At 57.2% G+C, this 18,439-nt stretch carries 18 protein-coding genes, 1 tRNA gene and 1 other RNA gene; 18 read left to right on the plus strand and 2 right to left on the minus strand.

Going from position 1 to position 18,439, the window contains the following annotated elements:
• The first annotated feature begins 4 nt into the window (after positions 1-4).
• The 3 genes from whiA to DLM86_RS25130 all read left to right on the plus strand — a co-directional run bounded on the left by whiA (position 5) and on the right by DLM86_RS25130 (position 3,271).
• Complete coding sequence (gene whiA, locus DLM86_RS25120) at positions 5-934, plus strand: DNA-binding protein WhiA (RefSeq protein WP_110842827.1); 930 nt, start codon at positions 5-7, stop codon at positions 932-934.
• A 114-nt stretch (positions 935-1,048) separates the two neighbouring features.
• Positions 1,049-1,318 carry an HPr family phosphocarrier protein gene (locus tag DLM86_RS25125; protein ID WP_110842828.1) on the plus strand — a complete coding sequence of 90 codons (270 nt, stop codon included), beginning with the start codon at positions 1,049-1,051 and terminating at the stop codon, positions 1,316-1,318.
• 186 nt (positions 1,319-1,504) lie between these two features.
• Positions 1,505-3,271, plus strand: coding sequence for a stalk domain-containing protein (locus tag DLM86_RS25130; RefSeq protein ID WP_245954904.1), 1,767 nt, complete (start codon positions 1,505-1,507; stop codon positions 3,269-3,271).
• A gap of 77 nt (positions 3,272-3,348) precedes the next feature.
• Here the strand turns inward: DLM86_RS25130 and clpP are convergent, their stop codons facing one another.
• Both clpP and DLM86_RS25140 read right to left on the minus strand, forming a co-directional pair.
• Positions 3,349-3,930, minus strand: coding sequence for an ATP-dependent Clp endopeptidase proteolytic subunit ClpP (gene clpP, locus DLM86_RS25135; protein ID WP_110842829.1), 582 nt, complete (start codon positions 3,928-3,930; stop codon positions 3,349-3,351).
• A 150-nt stretch (positions 3,931-4,080) separates the two neighbouring features.
• Positions 4,081-4,155 (minus strand) — tRNA-Arg (locus DLM86_RS25140).
• A 284-nt stretch (positions 4,156-4,439) separates the two neighbouring features.
• On the opposite strand from DLM86_RS25140, the gene DLM86_RS25145 reads away from it, so the two are divergent.
• From DLM86_RS25145 to DLM86_RS25215, 15 genes are all read left to right on the plus strand, one after another.
• On the plus strand, positions 4,440-5,462 hold the full coding sequence (locus DLM86_RS25145) for a sugar-binding transcriptional regulator (protein WP_110842830.1): 1,023 nt from the start codon (positions 4,440-4,442) through the stop codon (positions 5,460-5,462).
• Between the two features lie 77 nt (positions 5,463-5,539).
• The gene (gene gap, locus DLM86_RS25150) at positions 5,540-6,544 is read left to right on the plus strand and encodes a type I glyceraldehyde-3-phosphate dehydrogenase (protein ID WP_110842831.1); all 1,005 of its coding nucleotides are present in this window, start codon (positions 5,540-5,542) and stop codon (positions 6,542-6,544) included.
• A 104-nt stretch (positions 6,545-6,648) separates the two neighbouring features.
• Positions 6,649-7,830: a phosphoglycerate kinase gene (locus tag DLM86_RS25155; protein ID WP_110842832.1), complete on the plus strand. Its 1,182-nt coding sequence runs from the start codon at positions 6,649-6,651 to the stop codon at positions 7,828-7,830.
• 43 nt (positions 7,831-7,873) lie between these two features.
• Positions 7,874-8,626 (plus strand): triose-phosphate isomerase, encoded by a 753-nt coding sequence (tpiA, locus tag DLM86_RS25160; protein WP_110842833.1) that lies wholly within the window; start codon positions 7,874-7,876, stop codon positions 8,624-8,626.
• Between the two features lies 1 nt (position 8,627).
• On the plus strand, positions 8,628-10,166 hold the full coding sequence (gpmI, locus tag DLM86_RS25165; protein ID WP_110842834.1) for a 2,3-bisphosphoglycerate-independent phosphoglycerate mutase: 1,539 nt from the start codon (positions 8,628-8,630) through the stop codon (positions 10,164-10,166).
• A 67-nt stretch (positions 10,167-10,233) separates the two neighbouring features.
• Positions 10,234-11,526 (plus strand): phosphopyruvate hydratase, encoded by a 1,293-nt coding sequence (gene eno / locus DLM86_RS25170; RefSeq protein ID WP_110842835.1) that lies wholly within the window; start codon positions 10,234-10,236, stop codon positions 11,524-11,526.
• A 43-nt stretch (positions 11,527-11,569) separates the two neighbouring features.
• On the plus strand, positions 11,570-12,274 hold the full coding sequence (locus DLM86_RS25175) for a M50 family metallopeptidase (protein WP_110842836.1): 705 nt from the start codon (positions 11,570-11,572) through the stop codon (positions 12,272-12,274).
• 160 nt (positions 12,275-12,434) lie between these two features.
• Entirely contained in the window at positions 12,435-12,671 is a 237-nt protein-coding gene (gene secG / locus DLM86_RS25180) for a preprotein translocase subunit SecG (protein ID WP_110842837.1), read from the plus strand.
• Between the two features lie 123 nt (positions 12,672-12,794).
• A complete protein-coding gene (gene rnr, locus DLM86_RS25185; RefSeq protein ID WP_110842838.1) occupies positions 12,795-15,272 on the plus strand; it encodes a ribonuclease R in 2,478 nt (825 codons plus the stop codon).
• A gap of 130 nt (positions 15,273-15,402) precedes the next feature.
• Complete coding sequence (gene smpB / locus DLM86_RS25190; protein ID WP_110842839.1) at positions 15,403-15,885, plus strand: SsrA-binding protein SmpB; 483 nt, start codon at positions 15,403-15,405, stop codon at positions 15,883-15,885.
• Between the two features lie 205 nt (positions 15,886-16,090).
• Positions 16,091-16,454, plus strand: a transfer-messenger RNA (tmRNA) gene (gene ssrA / locus DLM86_RS25195).
• Between the two features lie 112 nt (positions 16,455-16,566).
• Positions 16,567-16,944 (plus strand): DUF488 domain-containing protein, encoded by a 378-nt coding sequence (locus tag DLM86_RS25200; protein WP_110842840.1) that lies wholly within the window; start codon positions 16,567-16,569, stop codon positions 16,942-16,944.
• Between the two features lie 104 nt (positions 16,945-17,048).
• The gene (locus DLM86_RS25205) at positions 17,049-17,495 is read left to right on the plus strand and encodes an HNH endonuclease (RefSeq protein ID WP_245954905.1); all 447 of its coding nucleotides are present in this window, start codon (positions 17,049-17,051) and stop codon (positions 17,493-17,495) included.
• 289 nt (positions 17,496-17,784) lie between these two features.
• A complete protein-coding gene (locus DLM86_RS25210; protein WP_040951936.1) occupies positions 17,785-17,985 on the plus strand; it encodes a cold-shock protein in 201 nt (66 codons plus the stop codon).
• Positions 17,986-18,091: 106 nt separating this feature from the next.
• Positions 18,092-18,328, plus strand: coding sequence for a cold-shock protein (locus tag DLM86_RS25215; RefSeq protein ID WP_110842842.1), 237 nt, complete (start codon positions 18,092-18,094; stop codon positions 18,326-18,328).
• Positions 18,329-18,439: the final 111 nt, after the last annotated feature.

Below are 18,439 nucleotides of genomic sequence, written 5' to 3' on the forward strand. Positions count from 1 at the left end.
GGAGATGTCCTTTGCGGCGCAAACCAAAAAAGAGCTCACCATGGTCGAAGGCGAGGAGTGCTGCGAGAAAGCGGAGTTGGCGGCGCTCATCCGAATGAACGGGACGGTGCAGCTGACGAACCAGCGCATCGTGCTCGACATTTCCACCGAGAACGCCGCGATCGCCCGTCGCATTTACATGCTGATCAAGAAAAACTTCAATCTGCATACGGAGCTGCTCGTCCGCAAAAAGATGCGGTTGAAGAAAAACAACGTCTACATCGTCCGCGTGCCGAATCAAGTGCAGGAGGTGCTCGGCAGCCTTCATATCGTATCCGAAGGGTTCCAGTTCACCCCCGGCATCGACAAGCGGATCGTGCGCGGCAACTGCTGCAAGCGGGCTTATCTGCGGGGAGCGTTCATGGCCGGCGGCTCGGTCAATAATCCCGAAGGCTCGTCCTATCATTTGGAGATCGCCTCCATGTACGAGGAGCACTGCCACGCCTTGTGCCAGCTGGCCAACAAGTTTCAGCTGAACGCGCGGTGCATCGAGCGCAAGAAGGGGTACGTCTTCTACATGAAGGAAGGCGAGAAGATCATCCAGTTCCTCAACTTGATCGGCGCCCACCAAGCGCTGCTCCGGTTCGAGGACGTCCGGATCATGAAGGACATGCGCAACTCGGTCAACCGGATCGTCAACTGCGAGACGGCGAACTTGAACAAGACGATCGGCGCGGCCGTTCGGCAGATCGAGAATATCCGCTTCCTGCAAAAGGAGCTCGGGCTGGACAATTTGCCGGAGAAGCTGCGGGAAGTGGCGGAAATCCGGCTGCTCCATCCGGACATGAATTTGAAGGAAGTCGGCGAGCTGCTCAAGGGCAACGTCAGCAAGTCCGGCGTCAATCACCGTCTTCGGAAGCTCGACGAGCTGGCCGAAAAAATGAGGAATTCCTGAATGTTCGGAATTCGCCGGATCGTCTTCTTTAACTGTCGGGTAAAAAATGATATAATATGTAAATAAATCGATTTGAATGAACGTTGACCATAAGGTGTAGGGGGTATCGGTTAGATGACCAGACGTCCAGCAGTCGTAAGACTGAGAACGGGATTGCACGCAAGACCGGCCGCATTGTTCGTGCAGGAAGCGAACAAGTTTTCGTCCGAAATTTTCGTGGAAAAAGACGATAAAAAGGTGAATGCGAAGAGCATTATGGGCATTATGAGCCTTGCCATCAGCTCGGGCACGGAAGTACACATTAGCGCGGAAGGTTCGGACGCCGAGCAGGCTGTAACCGCTTTAGTCGCCTTGGTCGGCAAAGAGGAGCTCGAGAACCAGTAACATCGTCGCCAAGCTTGACGCATAGCCGTTTTTCGGCATCCCGAAAAGAAAGCTTCCTTCGCGCAAGGAGGCTTTTTTGCGTTGTCCGAAGACGGGAATTCGGGTGCAACCTTTTGGGTTAAGGTGCGTCTAATCTAACGACCATCAATATCCAACTATCTATAGAGAAAGAGTGGAGAGAGAAGCGTGAAACGACAAGCATTGCGGAAGTGGGCCTGGGCGGCGATCATCGTCGCGCTCATGGCGGCTGCGGTCGTCCCGGCGTCGGGCGCCGCCGTCTCGACGACGACGATGAGCATTTGGCTGTATACGGACGAGCCCGTCGCGTACGTGGACAGCGAGAAGGTCGATCTGGACACCCCCGGGGCGCTGAAGGACGGCGATACCCGGTTCGTGCCGCTGAAATTTCTCGGCGACCGGATGGGGTTCGAGGTCAAGTGGAACGACAAGACGAACCGGGTGGAGGTCAAGACGTCTAAGGCCGTTCTTGAGCTCGATTCGGCGAACAAGGCGGCTTACATAAACGGCGCTTACGTGCCGTTCGACTCCGTCGCTCGGCTGTTCAACGAGCGGATGATGGTCAAGGAAAGCTGGCTGGGCGATTTTATGGGAGCGAAATATACGTTTAACGCCGAGCAGAAGCGGCTCGAAATTACGTACGTGAAGCGTCCTCCGTCGCGTGTCGACGAGAAGGGCAATTCCCGACCGGTCGCTCGCTTTACGTTCGGCAAGCCGGTGTACAAGATGGGCGAGCCGGTGCAATATATCGACTTGAGCTACGACCCGGACGCGGAAGGGCTCGTCTACGAATGGACCGGCAAGGAGGAAGTGTTCTTCTCGCCGGGCAAGCATCTCGTCACCTTGAAGGTGAAGGACGGCCAAGGGCTCGTCAGCGATACGTATTCGCGGTACGTCGAGATCGGCAACGATATGATGTACAAATCGGTGATGGACTACAAAATTCACGAATACCCGCTCCAGTCGCTGATCAAGACGAGCTGGACGGACGTGTACGCGTACTTCAACGATTTGCCGACGTTCGAGAAGAAAGTGTCCGAAGACCGTTACCGCAAGCTGCTCGTCAGCGACAGCCCGGAGACGTTCGAGGAGAAGGGCATTCTGTACGCCGATCAGGTGAACGGCAAAGCGCGGCTGTATGCGGATCATTTGAACGGCACGAAGGAAACGGTGCAGTTCGTCATTATGGCGACCAATCCGGGGACGAAGCCGGTGAAGATCAAGACGACGAACAAGGGCGAAGTATTTCCGAGCATCTATGCGAATTTGATCGGACATGAGGCGTCCGTCGAGTTTTTGCTGAACGACCCGCAGTACAAAGAGCTCGTCGTGCCTCCGGGCGAGTCCCGCGTCTACGTACAGATGCCCGACTTCTTGCCGGGGCAGGGCGTAAACGTCATTTACGACGTGGAGACGGACGGATTGGTGGAGTTCGCCTTCATGGCGATGGACGCCAGCATCGAGACGCCGACGTCGACGTACCCGCTGCTGTACAAGCAGCTTCCGTTCATGGGCCATATCCGGGGAACGTTCCCGGTGACGGAGAAGCGCTGGGATATCGACGCCAGCTCGTTCACGAGGACGACCAGGCTGATCTTCGGCGACAACGAGTACGACAAGTGGCAGGAAGGGTACGACCATACCCGGAAGATGACGGTCAATGACGACGGCAACTACGGCGTGTTGTACCGGATTTATTCCGAGAAGCCGCGCAAGATGGCCATCCTGCTTCAAGCTCGCGGAGGTCCGTTCAAGGGGCCGTTCAAGATCAACGGCGAGATGGTGCTGGCTCCGCCTTCGGGCGTCATCACGGCCTTCGAAAGCGTGCAGCTGTTGGCGCGGACGACCGGCAACGAGCCGTCGCTCGAAATCGAATTCACGCCGCCGGCCGGCTCGGCGTTCCCGATGAACTTGATTTTTTATCCGCTGGATTGAGGAAAAAGAACGGATGCCGGCAATAAAGCCAAAGCAAAAAAACGACCAAGGGCGAGCCTCGGTCGGTTTTTTCTTATTCAAATCTTCGCGACGACTTTGTCGATGATGCCGTAAGCGGCCGCTTCGTCGGCGCTCATGAAGTAGTCGCGGTCGGTGTCCTTGTCGATGCGCTCAAGCGGCTGCCCCGTCCGTTCGGCGAGGATGCCGTTCAGCTTCTCGCGCAGCTTGATGATCCGCTTCGCGCGAATTTCGATGTCGCTGGCTTGGCCTTCGGCACCGCCGAGCGGCTGGTGGATCATCACTTCGCTGTTCGGCAGCGCGTAGCGCTTGCCCTTCGCGCCCGCCGCCAGCAGGAACGCGCCCATCGAGGCGGCCATGCCCACGCAGATGGTGGAGACGTCGGGTTTGATGAACTGCATCGTATCGAAAATCGCCATGCCGGCCGTAATCGAGCCGCCGGGGCTGTTGATGTACAAGCTGATGTCCTTGTCCGGGTCCTGCGCCGCCAGGAACAGCATTTGCGCGATGATCGCGTTCGCGATCGCGTCGTTCACGGGCGTGCCGAGGAAGATGATCCGATCCTTGAGCAAACGGGAATAAATATCGTACCCGCGTTCGCCGCGCGCATCCTGTTCGACTACCATTGGGATGAAACTCATGGGCTTAAGCCTCCTTTGGGTTGAAGCATCTATAGTCCACGCTTGGTGGAAACTACATCTATCATAGCGGAATTCGTTACAAAGGTCAAGAAAGGTCAAATCAACGGCAAATAAAAAACGCCCGTTCGGACGTTGTCGTGTGTGTAGTAATGGCGCGCTCGCAAGGAATCGAACCTTGATCTCAGGCTCCGGAGGCCTACGTCATATCCATTGGACCACGAGCGCATATGGGTGTGCGTCTAAGCTGTTTTTTCGGACGCAAAGGTTATTATAGGTCATCGCCGCTAAAAAAGCAAGTGTTTTGCCGCACCTAATTTTTTCAAAAAGTTTGTCGACGGGAACAGACTGTCGCCTTGCATTTTCAGAAAAAGATGCATATAATAAAGGGGAAACGCGGGACCGAAAATGCATATGCGGGACATTTTGAGTCCCGGTGATAAGCGAGCATTCGGCTTGGCAATCCCGCGCACATATCGACAAGCGCAAGATCGGGAGCGTGTCCGCAATCCATGAGGCGAATTTTGGACATTCAAAAGCGTCTGTTGCCGGATTTGACGGACGTCTTAAAGAAACGATACACCATTCTTCATCATATCGCCGCCACGGGCGTCGTCGGCCGGCGCGCGCTCGCCACTCATCTGGAGCTGACGGAGCGGGTGCTGCGGGCCGAGGTCGATTTTCTGAAGGAGCAGGGCTTGCTCGAGACGGAGTCGTCCGGCATGAAGCTGAGCGAAGCCGGCCGCAAGCTGCTTGAGGATATCGAGCCGATCGTCAAGGAGCTGCTCGGGCTGACCGATCTCGAAGAGACGCTGCGCGCGCGGTTCTCGCTTCGCCAAGTCGTCATCGTGCCGGGCGATTGCGACCAGTCCGAGCTGACGAAGAAGGAGCTCGGGCGCGCCGGTGCGGCCGCTCTCCGCAAGTACGCGTCCAAGGGTGACGTCGTCGCCGTGGCCGGAGGGTCGACGCTGGCCGAGGTCGCCCATCATCTGACGCCGTCCGCGCAGATGAAGGGCAGCCTGTTCGTGCCCGCGCGCGGCGGGTTGGGCGAGAGCGTCGAGCTGCAGGCCAATTCGATCGCCTCGACGATGGCGAAGAAGACCGGCGGCGAATACCGGCTGCTCCACGTGCCCGATCATCTGGGCGAGGAAGCGTACGTATCGCTCATGCAGGATCCGAACATACTGGAAATCGTCGAAGTGATCCGCAGCGCCCGCATCGTCGTTCACGGCATCGGGGACGCTATGGTGATGGCCAGACGGCGGAAGGTGGATCAGCGGACGATCGCCGAATTGACGGCGGAAGGGGCGCTGGCCGAGGCGTTCGGCTATTACTTCGACCGGAGCGGCAAAGTCGTGCACAAGATGCCGACCGTCGGCCTGCGTCTCGAGGATATCCAAGCGACGGAGACGGTCATTGCCGTAGCGGGGGGCAAGAGCAAGGGCGAAGCGATCGCGGCCGTCATGAAGTTCGGCCACGAGGACGTGCTCGTCATCGACGAGGCGGCGGCCGTCGAGCTGCTGCACCATTTGTAACGAAGACGTTATCATGACGAGCCTCGTGCTCGTCTTGACATAAAAAAGATTCCATATCCCCGAGGAGGTTTTTTTCAATGGTAAAAGTGGGTATTAACGGATTTGGACGGATCGGACGGAACGTATTCCGCGCCGCACTCAACAACAGCAACGTCGAAATCGTCGCCATCAACGACCTGACCGACGTCAGCACGCTGGCGCACCTGCTCAAGTACGACACGACGCACGGCCGTCTGAACGCAACCGTCGAAGCGGGCGAAGGCGCGCTGTTCGTCAACGGCAAAGAAATCAAAGTATTCGCCGAGCGCGATCCGGGCAACCTGCCTTGGGCTTCCGTAGGCGTCGAAATCGTCGTTGAATCGACGGGTATTTTCACGGCGAAAGAAAAAGCCGAAGCTCACCTGAAAGGCGGCGCGAAGAAAGTCATCATCTCCGCACCGGCTACGAACGAAGACATCACGATCGTAATGGGCGTCAACGAAGACCAATACGACCCGGCGAAGCATACGATCATCTCCAACGCTTCGTGTACGACGAACTGCTTGGCTCCTTTCGCGAAAGTATTGAACGACAAGTTCGGCATCGTCAAAGGCATGATGACGACCGTTCACTCGTATACGAACGACCAGCAAGTGCTCGACCTGCCGCATAAAGACCTTCGTCGCGCGCGCGCAGCCGCCGAAAACATCATTCCGTCGACGACGGGCGCCGCGAAAGCCGTCTCCCTCGTATTGCCGGAATTGAAAGGCAAGCTGAACGGCATGTCGTTCCGCGTACCGACGCCGAACGTATCCGTTACGGACCTTGTCGCCGAGCTGAAAGTGAACGTTACCGTCGACGAAGTGAACGCGGCTTTGAAAGAAGCGGCTGACGGCGCTTTGAAAGGCATCCTCAACTATACGGAAGAGCCGCTCGTCTCGAGCGACTTCAACGGCGATCCGGCTTCGTCCACGATCGACGCGCTGTCCACGATGGTCGTCGGCGACAACCTCGTGAAAGTCGTTTCGTGGTACGATAACGAATGGGGCTACTCGAACCGCGTCGTCGACCTGGCCGGCTTCATCGCCAGCAAAGGACTGTAATCGAATAGCGACCGGCGGGAGGGGGAGAAGCGATTCTCCTCTTTCCCTGTGTGTACCGGCATGCTTGGGACCGTGATCGTACTTTCCAATTAGGAGGAACCCCTATGAACAAGAAAAGCGTACGCGACGTCGACGTATCCGGCAAAAAAGTATTCGTCCGCGTGGACTTCAACGTGCCGCTCGAAAACGGCGCCATTACCGACGACACTCGCATTCGCGAGACGCTGCCGACGATCCGCTTCCTGATCGAACGAGGCGCCAAAATTATTTTGGCGAGCCATCTGGGCCGGCCGAAGGGTCAAGTCGTCGAAGAAATGCGGCTCACCCCCGTTGCGGCAAGACTGGGCGAGCTGCTCGGCAAGCCGGTGGCGAAGGCGAACGAGGCGATCGGCGACGCGGTAAAAGCGCAAATCGCCGGGCTGAACGACGGCGACGTGCTGCTGCTCGAAAACGTTCGTTTCTACGAAGGCGAAGAGAAGAACGATCCGGCGCTGGCGAAATCGTTCGCGGAGCTGGCGGACCTGTACGTCAACGACGCGTTCGGCGCCGCTCACCGGGCCCATGCTTCGACGGAAGGGATCGCGCATCATGTGCCGGCCGTCTCCGGCTTGCTGATGGAGAAGGAGCTGGAGGTGCTCGGCAAAGCGCTGACGAACCCGGACCGTCCGTTTACGGCCATCGTAGGCGGCTCCAAGGTGAAGGACAAAATCGCGGTCATCGACAACCTGCTGAACATCGCGGACAACCTGCTCATCGGCGGCGGCTTGTCGTACACGTTCCTGAAGGCGCAAGGCTACGAAATCGGCAAATCGCTCGTGGACAACGAGAAGCTGGATCTGGCGCTCGGTTTCATGAAGAAGGCGAAGGAAAAGGGCTGCAACCTGATGCTGCCGGTCGACATCGTCATCGGCGACGCGTTCAGCAACGACGCGAACACCCGGGTCGTGCCGATCAACGAAATTCCGGCCGACTGGGAAGGCTTTGACATCGGGCCGAAAACGCGCGAGCTGTACGCCGACATCATCGCGAAATCGCGCTTGATCGTCTGGAACGGACCGATGGGCGTATTCGAGCTGAATCCGTACCTGAACGGCACGAAGGCGATCGCCGAAGCTTGCGCGAAGACGGGAGGCTACACCGTCATCGGCGGCGGCGACTCCGCGGCGGCGGTCGAGAAGTTCCGCCTGGCCGACAAGATGGATCATATCTCCACGGGCGGCGGCGCTTCGCTCGAATTTATGGAAGGCAAGGCGCTTCCGGGCGTCGTAGCGCTGAACGACAAGTAACATAACGATTCGATCCGATTCGAAAGGAGCGATACGAACACCGATGAGAACCCCGATTATCGCAGGCAACTGGAAAATGTTCAAAACCGTCCAAGAGGCGGTCGCATTCGTGCAGGAGGCGAAAGGCAAAGCGGAGGTCGACGGCGTGGAGAGCGTCATTTGCGCGCCTTACACCGCCCTTCCCGCGCTCGTCGAGGCGACGAAAGGAACGTCGCTCAAAGTCGGCGCGCAAAACCTCCATTGGGAAGACAACGGCGCTTACACGGGCGAAATCAGCGGCGTCATGCTGAAGGACCTCGGCGTCCAGTACGTCATCATCGGCCACTCCGAGCGTCGGGCGTATTTCGCCGAGACGGACGAGACGGTGAATAAAAAAGTGCATGCGGCGTTCAAGCACGGCCTTATCCCGATCGTCTGCGTAGGCGAAAGCTTGGAAGAGCGCGAAGCCGGCAAGACGAAGGACGTCTGCCGCGTCCAGACGGAAGCGGCGCTGCAAGGCTTGAGCTCCGAGCAGGCGGGCCAAGTCGTCGTCGCGTACGAGCCGATCTGGGCGATCGGTACGGGCAAGACGTCGACGGCGGAGGACGCGAACGAAGTGATCGGCTATATCCGCGAGCGGATCGGAGCCCAATTCGGCGCCGACGTGGCGGGTAAAGTGCGGATCCAATACGGCGGAAGCGTGAAGCCGAACAACATCCGCGAATTCATGCAGCAGGCGGATATCGACGGCGCGCTCGTAGGCGGCGCCAGCCTGGAGCCGGCCTCCTACATCCAGCTCGTCGAGGGGGCGCGCTAACATGTCCAGACCGAAACCGGTTGCGCTGATCATCATGGACGGCTTCGGCTTGCGCGAGGAGACGCACGGCAATGCGGTAGCGCAGGCGAAGAAGCCGAATTTCGACCGCTATTGGGCGACCTATCCGCATACGACGCTGACCGCTTGCGGCGAAGCGGTCGGGCTTCCCGAAGGGCAGATGGGCAACTCCGAGGTCGGCCATCTGAACATCGGGGCGGGCCGGATCGTTTACCAAGATTTGACCCGCATCTCGAAGTCGATTCGCGAAGGCGAATTTTTCGAGAACGAAACGATTCTCGGCGCGGTACGGCACGTGAAGGAGAAAGGCAAGAAGCTGCACCTGTACGGCCTTCTGTCCGACGGCGGCGTTCACAGCCATATCGATCATCTGCTGGCGCTGCTCGACCTAGCGAAGAAGGAAGGCTTGACCGACGTGTACGTCCATGCGTTTTTGGACGGCCGCGACGTTGCGCCGGACAGCGCGAAAGGCTATATCGAACGGCTGCAGGCGCATATCGCCAAGGTCGGCGTAGGCCGGATCGCGACCGTTCAAGGACGGTACTACGCGATGGACCGCGACAAGCGGTGGGAGCGCACGGAGAAGTCGTACCGGGCGATGGTGTACGGCGAAGGGCCTCAATACGCCGATTCTTTGCAGGCGGTGCTCGAATCGTACGAGAAGTCGGTCTATGACGAGTTCGTCATGCCTACCGTGATCGTCGACGAACAGGGCAAGCCGGTCGGCTTGGTCGAATCCGAGGACGCGGTCGTCTTCTTCAACTTCCGTCCGGACCGGGCGATCCAGCTGTCGCAGGTGTTCACGAACAGCGACTTCCGCGGCTTCGACCGCGGCCCGAAATATCCGCAAAACCTGTATTTCGTCTGCTTGACGCTGTTCAGCGAAACGGTCGGGGGCTTCGTCGCGTATAAACCGAAGGACCTCGACAATACGCTCGGCGAGGTGCTCGTCCAGAACGGGATGAAGCAGCTCCGCATCGCCGAGACGGAGAAATACCCGCACGTCACGTTCTTCTTCAGCGGCGGCCGCGACGTCGAGCTGCCGGGCGAGACGCGTATCCTGATCAATTCGCCGAAGGTGGCGACGTACGACCTGCAGCCGGAAATGAGCGCATATCAGGTGGCGGAAGCGGCCGTGAAGGAAATCGAAGCGGAGCGGCACGACGTCATCATCCTGAACTTCGCCAACCCGGACATGGTCGGCCACTCCGGCATGCTGGAGCCGACGATCAAGGCGGTCGAAGCGACGGACGAATGCGTCGGCCAAGTCGTCGAGGCGGTGCTGGCGAAAGGCGGCGTCGCGATCATTACGGCCGATCACGGCAACGCCGATATGGTCATCGACGATAACGGACGCCCGTTTACGGCGCATACGACGAACCCGGTCCCTTTCATTGTGACGGACAAATCTGTTACACTTAGAAACGACGGCATTTTGGCGGATATTGCGCCGACGATTCTCGATCTGCTGCAAGTCGCCAAACCGGCCGAAATGACCGGCAGCACGATGATCTCCAAGTAAGCTAGGGTACGACGGTCTGCCTCATCCGCAGACTACATACTATTCGTTGAAGGAGTGTTTACGAATCATGACTATCATCTCCGACGTTTACGCACGCGAAGTGCTAGACTCCCGCGGCAACCCGACGGTCGAAGTCGAAGTATTCCTGGAATCCGGCGCGAAAGGCCACGCCATCGTTCCGTCCGGCGCCTCCACCGGCGCTTACGAAGCGGTCGAGCTTCGCGACGGCGACAAATCCCGTTACCTCGGCAAAGGCGTTCTGAAAGCCGTCGAGAACGTCAACACGATCATCGCTCCGGAAATTATCGGCCTCGACGCCCTCGATCAAGTGGCGATCGACAATAAAATGCTCGCGCTCGACGGGACGCCGAACAAAGCGAAGCTCGGCGCCAACGCGATTCTCGCCGTCTCGATGGCGGTTGCCCGCGCGGCGGCCGACGCGCTGAACGTGCCGATCTATACGTACTTGGGCGGCTTCAACGCGAAGCAGCTTCCGGTACCGATGATGAACATCATCAACGGCGGCGCGCATGCGGACAACAACGTCGACGTGCAAGAGTTCATGGTTCTTCCGGTAGGAGCTCCTTCGTTCAAAGAAGCGCTCCGTTGGGGCGCGGAAATTTTCCATAACCTGAAAGCGGTCCTGAAGGACAAAGGCTTGAACACCGCCGTAGGCGACGAAGGCGGCTTCGCGCCGAACTTGAGCTCCAACGAAGAGGCGATCCAGACGATCATCTCCGCGATCGAGCGCGCGGGCTACAAGCCGGGCGTGGACGTGTTCCTCGGCATGGACGTCGCTTCGACCGAGTTTTTCAAAGACGGCAAATACCATCTCGAAGGCGAAGGCAAATCGTACACGTCGGCGGAATGGGTCGACTTCCTCGCCGCTTGGGTTGATAAATATCCGATCATCACGATCGAGGACGGCTGCTCCGAAGACGACTGGGACGGCTGGAAGCTGCTGACCGACAAGCTCGGCTCCAAAGTACAGCTCGTCGGCGACGATTTGTTCGTGACGAACACGAGCCGCCTGTCCCAAGGCATCGAGAAAGGCATCGGCAACTCGATCCTCGTCAAAGTGAACCAAATCGGCACGCTGACGGAAACGTTCGACGCGATCGAGATGGCGAAGCGCGCGGGCTATACGGCGGTCATTTCTCACCGTTCCGGCGAAAGCGAAGACAGCACGATCTCCGACATCGCCGTCGCGACGAACGCGGGTCAAATCAAAACCGGCGCACCGTCCCGTACGGACCGCGTGGCGAAGTACAACCAGCTGCTCCGCATCGAGGACCAACTGGGCAGCACGGCGCAATATTTGGGACGCAAGTCGTTCTACAACCTGAAAAACTTCAAATAAAATAAATTAAACTAAACATCGTTCCGTGGAAGAGGGGATTCGGATGAGTCGATGGATGACGACGATACTGTTTTTGGTGGGGTCGGCCATATTGACGCACTGGGTCCCCTTTTCCGATTTTTTCCGCAACGTCGATACGATGGTGCACGAGCTGGGGCATGCGGTCGCGACGATGGTGCTGTCGGGCGAAGTGCTCTATATCCAGCTGTACGCCAACCATAGCGGCGTGACGTATTCGTATATCGAGAGCGGCTGGAGAACGATTCCCCTCGGGCTGGCCGGCTACGTGACGGCTTCGGCGTTCGCCGCCTTCCTGTTCCGCCAATACGGCAAAGGGAAGCTGGGCGTCGGATTTGTGGCGATGTCGCTGCTCGCGGTCGTGTCGCTCGCCTTTTTCGTCAACAATTCGTTCGGCGTCCTATGGCTGATCGGGTTTATCGTCGTGAACGGAGTGGCGATGCTCGTGCCGTTTCCGTTTTTGCGCAAGTTTTATTATTTACTCGTCGCGTTTATTTGTCTCGAGGAATCGGTTATGGGGCCGATCAACTTGATCTATATGTCCGTCCTGGATCCGACCCGAGCCGGGGACGCTTCCGGTCTTAGCCGGTCGACGGGCATTCCCGCCCTCGCCTGGGCGATTTTGTTTCTGATCGTCTCGCTATGGTGCGCGCGATCGGCGATTTATTCGTTTATGGGAAAGGGCCGTTCGCGTCAAGCGGGCCGTCCGCGCTGGGAAAGCCAGGCGTAACCCTTCGGCAGCAAGATGGCAGGCGGATCAGGGGCGAGCCTCCTTGTCTTTTGGAACGTTTCATGGTACAATTACATTTGCTTTGTATGATTACTGCGAACTTTCTTGACCTCGGTCAATGGATGTCGATACATAGCAACCCGAACAGGAGGTGGATCATGTGGAAATCTTCTTGAAAATTTTGCTCGTCATCGCATCGATCGGACTGATCGCCATCGTGCTTCTGCAAAAAGGGAAGAGTGCGGGCTTGTCCGGCGCCATCTCCGGGGGAGCGGAACACCTTTTCGGCAAGCAAAAGGCTCGCGGGCTCGAATTGCTCCTGTCCCGGATCACGATCGGCTTCGCCGTCTCGTTCTTCGTCTTGTCCCTAATCGTCGCCTATGTGGTGAGAGGTTAACATTTTCGAAACGAACGCAGCAGGGGGTTTTTAAGCTCCTGCTGCTTTTTTAGTTTCCGGGACCCCCTTGTTGGGTAATACTACGTACAGAGCACTTATTTTAAAAGCGAAACAGGTGATGTTGTGATAACAAATGAAGAATTGTTGGACTTCATGAGGGAAAAGGCTTATAAGCCGATGACGTATCAAGAGCTGGAAAAGCATTTCGGTATCGGCGACGCGGCCGATTTCAAGCAATTTCTGAAAATGCTGAACGAGCTCGAGGAAGCGGGCGAAATCATTCGCACGCGAACGGAGCGTTACGGGGTGCCCGAGCGGATGAACTTGATCCGGGGCAAGCTGCAGGGCCATGCGAAAGGGTTCGGCTTCCTGCTGCCGGACGACAAGGAGCATCCGGACATTTATATTCACGCCAACGATATGAACGGGGCGATGAACGGCGATATCGTGCTCGGGCGCATTACGTCCAAGAGCGCGGCCGGCGGCAAGCTGGAAGGCGAAGTCGTCCGCGTCGTCTCCCGCGCGGTAACGCAAGTCGTCGGGACGTTCCAAAGCTTCGAAAGCTACGCGTTCGTCCTGCCGGACGACAAGCGGATTACGAAGGACATCTTCATCCCGCAGGACGCCTTCATGGGCGCCGTGACGGGGCAGAAGGTCGTCGCGACGATCGTCCAATATCCGCAAGGACGGGCGGCGGCCGAGGGACGCGTCATCGAGATTTTGGGTCACAAGGACGATCCGGGCGTCGATATTTTGTCGATCATCCGCAAGTATCAGCTGCCGGAGGCGTTCCCCGAGGAAGTGATGCTGGAAGCCGAGAAGGTGCCGGATCGGATCGGCGAGGAGGAGCTGCGCGGCCGGCGCGATTTGCGCGACAAGCGGATCGTGACGATCGACGGCGAGGACGCCAAAGATTTGGACGACGCGGTCAACGTGGAGCGGCTGCCGAACGGCAACTATTTGCTCGGCGTCCATATCGCCGACGTCAGCTACTACGTGCGCGAGAATTCGGCGCTCGACCGGGAAGCGTACAACCGCGGGTGCAGCGTTTATTTGGTCGACCGGGTCATCCCGATGCTTCCGCATCGTCTGTCGAACGGCATCTGCAGCTTGAATCCGAAGGTGGACCGGCTGACGATGTCGTGCGAGATGGAGTTCGACGGCAACGCGAACGTCGTGCGTCACGACATTTTCACGAGCGTGATCCGGACGACGGAGCGAATGACGTACGCGAACGTACGTAAAATTTTGAACGACGAGGATCCGGAAGTGACCGAGCGGTACGCCGACCTGGTCGATTTCTTCAAGCTGATGGAAGAGTTGGCGATGAAGCTGCGCGACAAGCGGATGCGCCGCGGCGCGATCGACTTCGACTTCCAGGAATCGAAAATTATCGTCGACGAGAACGGCAAGCCGACGGACATCGTGAAGCGCGAGCGGTCGATCGCGGAGCAAATTATCGAGGAGTTCATGCTGGCGGCGAACGAAACGGTCGCGGAGCATTTTCATTGGCTGAAGGTGCCGTTCCTGTACCGGATTCACGAAAATCCGGACGGCGACAAGCTGCAGCATTTCATGGAGTTCATTACAAACTTCGGCTACGTGGTGCGGGGCAAAGGCAACACGGTGCATCCGCGGGCGCTGCAGACGCTGCTGGAGGAAATCCGCGGCACGAAGGAGGAGACCGTCATCAGCACGGTCATGCTCCGTTCGATGAAGCAGGCGAAGTACGACGCGAACAGCTTGGGGCACTTCGGCTTGGCGGCCGAGTTTTACTCGCACTTCACGTCCCCGATTCGGCGGTACCCGGATTTGATCATCCACCGCGTCATTCGCGAGGTGCTGGAGAACGGCGGGCTGTCGGAGCAGCGTCACGAATATTTGACCGGCCGGATGGACGATATCGCGCGGCAGTCGTCCGAGCGCGAACGGCTCGCCGTGGATGCGGAGCGCGATACGGAAGCGCTGAAGAAAGCCGAGTATATGCTCGATAAAGTCGGCGAGGAGTTCGAAGGCATCATCAGCAGCGTGACCAACTTCGGCATGTTCGTCGAGCTGGACAATACGGTCGAGGGGCTCATTCGCCTTAGCGACCTGTCCGACGACTATTACCATTACCATGAGATGCAGCATGCGCTCATCGGGGAGCGGACGTCGAAAATTTACCGGATCGGCGACGAAGTGAAGGTGCGCGTCGCCCGCGTCAACCTCGACGAGCACAACATCGATTTCGAGATGGTCGATGTGCATCCGCGCGAACAGAAGGTCAATTTCGTCGATACGAACCGCGGCGGGCGCGGCAAGCGCGGCGGTGACGGCGGCGGTCAGCGGGACCGCGGCGGACGCGGCGGCGTCGACATGTGGGGCTTCAGCCGCAGCGGCGGCGGCAAGGCCGGCGGCCGGAACGGCACCGGGGCCGGCGGCGGACGCGGGGGCTCGGCCGGCCGCGGACGTACCGGAGCCGGCGGCAGCGCGCGCGGAAGCGGCGGCCGTGGCCAGAGCGGCGGCGGAGCCGGAGGCTTGGGCGCGTCGCGCAAGCCGAAGGGTGGAGGCGTCAAAGCCGGCGCCATCGTCGGGCTGAAGAAGCGCGGGAAAAAATAGCTATAACGCTGAGGGCGCATTGATTTTGCGCAGGGAAGTTGATACAATTAACTCCTAGCTCAGTACGAACGGCAGCGGACGGACCGGCATAGGTTCGTCCGTTCCTTTACGCGGAAGGAGGGGAACCGGATTGAAGAAGGAGACGACCGAAGGCAAGCTGCTGGCGCAGAATAAAAAAGCGAACCACGATTACTTCATCGAAGACACGTACGAAGCGGGTCTCGTCCTGACCGGCACCGAGATCAAGTCGCTGCGGGGCGGACGGGCGAACATTTCCGACGCGTTCTGTACGATTCGCAACGGTGAAGCGTTCGTCAACAATATGCACATCAGCCCGTTCGAGCAAGGCAACCGGCACAATCCGTCCGACCCGACTCGAGCGAGGAAGCTGCTGCTGAAGAAAGCGCAAATTCATAAGCTGCTCGGACAAGCGAAGCAGCAAGGCTACACGATCGTACCGCTGAAAGTGTACGTGCGCAACGGCTACGCCAAGCTGCTGATCGGCCTCGGCCGAGGCAAGAAGCAGTTCGACAAGCGCGAGACCGAAGCGAAACGGGACGCACAGCGCGACATCCAGCGCGCGCTTCGCGAGAAGCAGAAGGTGGCGCGGTAACGCTTTAGTTCAGGCATGCGTCAGTATGATGCGCCGGTCGTTGGTCGGCGTTCCAGCGTTAGGCTCGGCTTCCACGAAGAAGCTGTGCCGCGAGGCGCGGAATGTGGTATACTGGTTGTACGGCGCTGAAGATGCGCCGGCGGTTTTCGGCTCCGACAAAGCCGAGATTGAGAAGACCTCGTAACGAAGACGAGACTTCCATTTCGGGGGCGTTTTTGGATTCGACGGGGATAGTTCGAGCACCTGTAGCGGGTAGTGGGGCTGCGTCCACTTCATCAACGCGAACGCCAATTAACTGGCAAACAACAACCTAAACTCGCTTTCGCAGCTTAATAACCTGTGACGCGGCTTCTACCCTGCATCGCCCATGTGCCGGGATAGGGGCTCAACCTTAGTGGGATACGCCGTCTAGTCTCCGCCTGGGGCTAGCGGAAGAAGACAATCAGGCTGACCCGAAGGGAATCCGGTGACAGGGAGTCTCTAGGGTGACATCAAATCTGTCACTACACCCGTAGAAGCCGGTGTGGCGTTATCTTCGGACACGGGTTCGACTCCCGTCGCCTCCATACTAGGCAAAGGCACCCGTGAAGGGTGCTTTTTATTTGGTGCCGAACCTGCATGAGGTCTAATTTTTGCTTCATACTTGCGAGTTGAGTACGAAACGGGCGAGGGTGAACAAGGATGATTCGTATAAAGCGCATATACGATTCGATTGATGAATCCGATGGGAAGCGAATTTTGGTGGATCGACTGTGGCCAAGAGGCGTTTCGAAGGAGAAGGCGGGCATTCACGAGTGGATGAAGGAGATTGCGCCAAGCCACGAATTGAGAAAGTGGTTCCATGAGCATGCGAATTTCAACGAGTTTGAGGAACGCTATCGAGAAGAGCTCGTGAGGGATGAACGAAAAATTCCGCTTTTAAAACAATTGCGGAAATGGGCTGACGAAGGCACGGTTACGCATTTGTATTCGGCGAAAGATGAAGAGAGGAACCAAGCCGTATTTCTAGCTGAAATTGTTCGAGGAATGGACCGTGCCGATGATGCGCTTCCGAAATAAAACATAAGCTTGAACGTGCATAAGTCCGTATCATCCCCTACTATACATAACCACGAATCCACAGTCTGTGGTTATGCATGAAAGATTTTTGGGGGGATTACACCATGATAACCGTCCGCAACGTAAATGGACAAGAACTGACTCCGTGTTTACCTCATCGAGCTTGGCGGGAAGTGAACCGTACCCGCGCCGTCTGGATTGACGAGCAAACCATCCAATTGCTTTATGATCCCTTTTCATTTCGGGAATATCGAAAAACGGCCCTAAAAAGGGATCGCTATACTTGCCTATGGTGCGGGCTGCCTGCAACGACGGTAGATCATATCGTCCCGTCGAGTAAAGGGGGATCGGATCTTCCCCGGAATTTGCTCGCTTCATGCAGCGAGTGCAACTCGAAACGCGGAAACCGTTCGGCATTCCTTTATCTTAGAGAAAAAGCGAAATCTGTGCCGAATCTTATTAAGCTTTACTACCGCATCGTTAAAGCCCATGTTCCCTCTCCTAAAACTTTGGAGGTAAGGAGCGCCACTCGGGTGACATCAAGACGGTAACTACACCCGTTGAAGCATGGGTGGCGTTGCAGCAAGTTTAAGGGCCTCCACTAAGAATTGACGAAAGCACCGACGTTGGGGTCGGTGCTTTTGTTAGATGCGGGTGAAGGACGAAGCAATCCTTGCTATTGGAGTTCGGATGGGGTATAATGAAGATATTGAAATACTGACCTTGCAATCATTCACATATCGCAGAGGGTTATTATTTTAGGGGAATAACCTTGTGCAATATGTGAATTTTTATTTGTAACAAATAAGAACACATATAAATTTAGTAGGAGGTGTTCCGATGCAAACAGGAACAGTCAAATGGTTTAACGCGGAGAAAGGCTTCGGTTTTATCGAGGTGGAAGGCGGTAACGACGTATTCGTTCATTTCAGTGCGATCGTGGGTGACGGCTTCAAATCGTTGGACGAAGGTCAACGTGTTGAATTTAATGTAGTACAAGGCAACCGCGGACCGCAAGCGGAGAACGTCGTAAAGCTGTAAGAAGAAGGAAAGCAATGCCCCGAACACTATGTTTTGGGGCATTTCTTCTTTTTAGGGTGTTCTCCGGGTGCTGATCGGGAATGGTATTAAAGAGGAGGATGCAGGTATGTACTATTCGCGGAAAAGACTTGAGGATATCCCCCAAGAGGTAACTGCAATATGGTCCTGTATACGGGAAGGCTGTAATGGATGGATCAGGGACAATTTTGCTTTTGCGGAGGTCCCGACCTGCCATCTCTGTCAATCTCCAATGAAGAAAAGTATGAGTGAGCTGCCTGTGCTCGTTAATACGAGAGAGGATCAGAAATTTCTCAAAAAGGGTATACCAATCGAGAAAGAATAGCGGCAGCTGTCGACATTTCAATCGCCTCCATACCGAGCAAAGAGCACCCGTGAGGGTGTTTTTTTGTTCGGTACAGTCCGTACGGCGAACGAATCTTAGGCGCGAAAGCAA

Source organism: Paenibacillus flagellatus (assembly GCF_003217775.1).
Lineage (GTDB): Bacteria > Bacillota > Bacilli > Paenibacillales > NBRC-103111 > Paenibacillus_AB > Paenibacillus_AB flagellatus.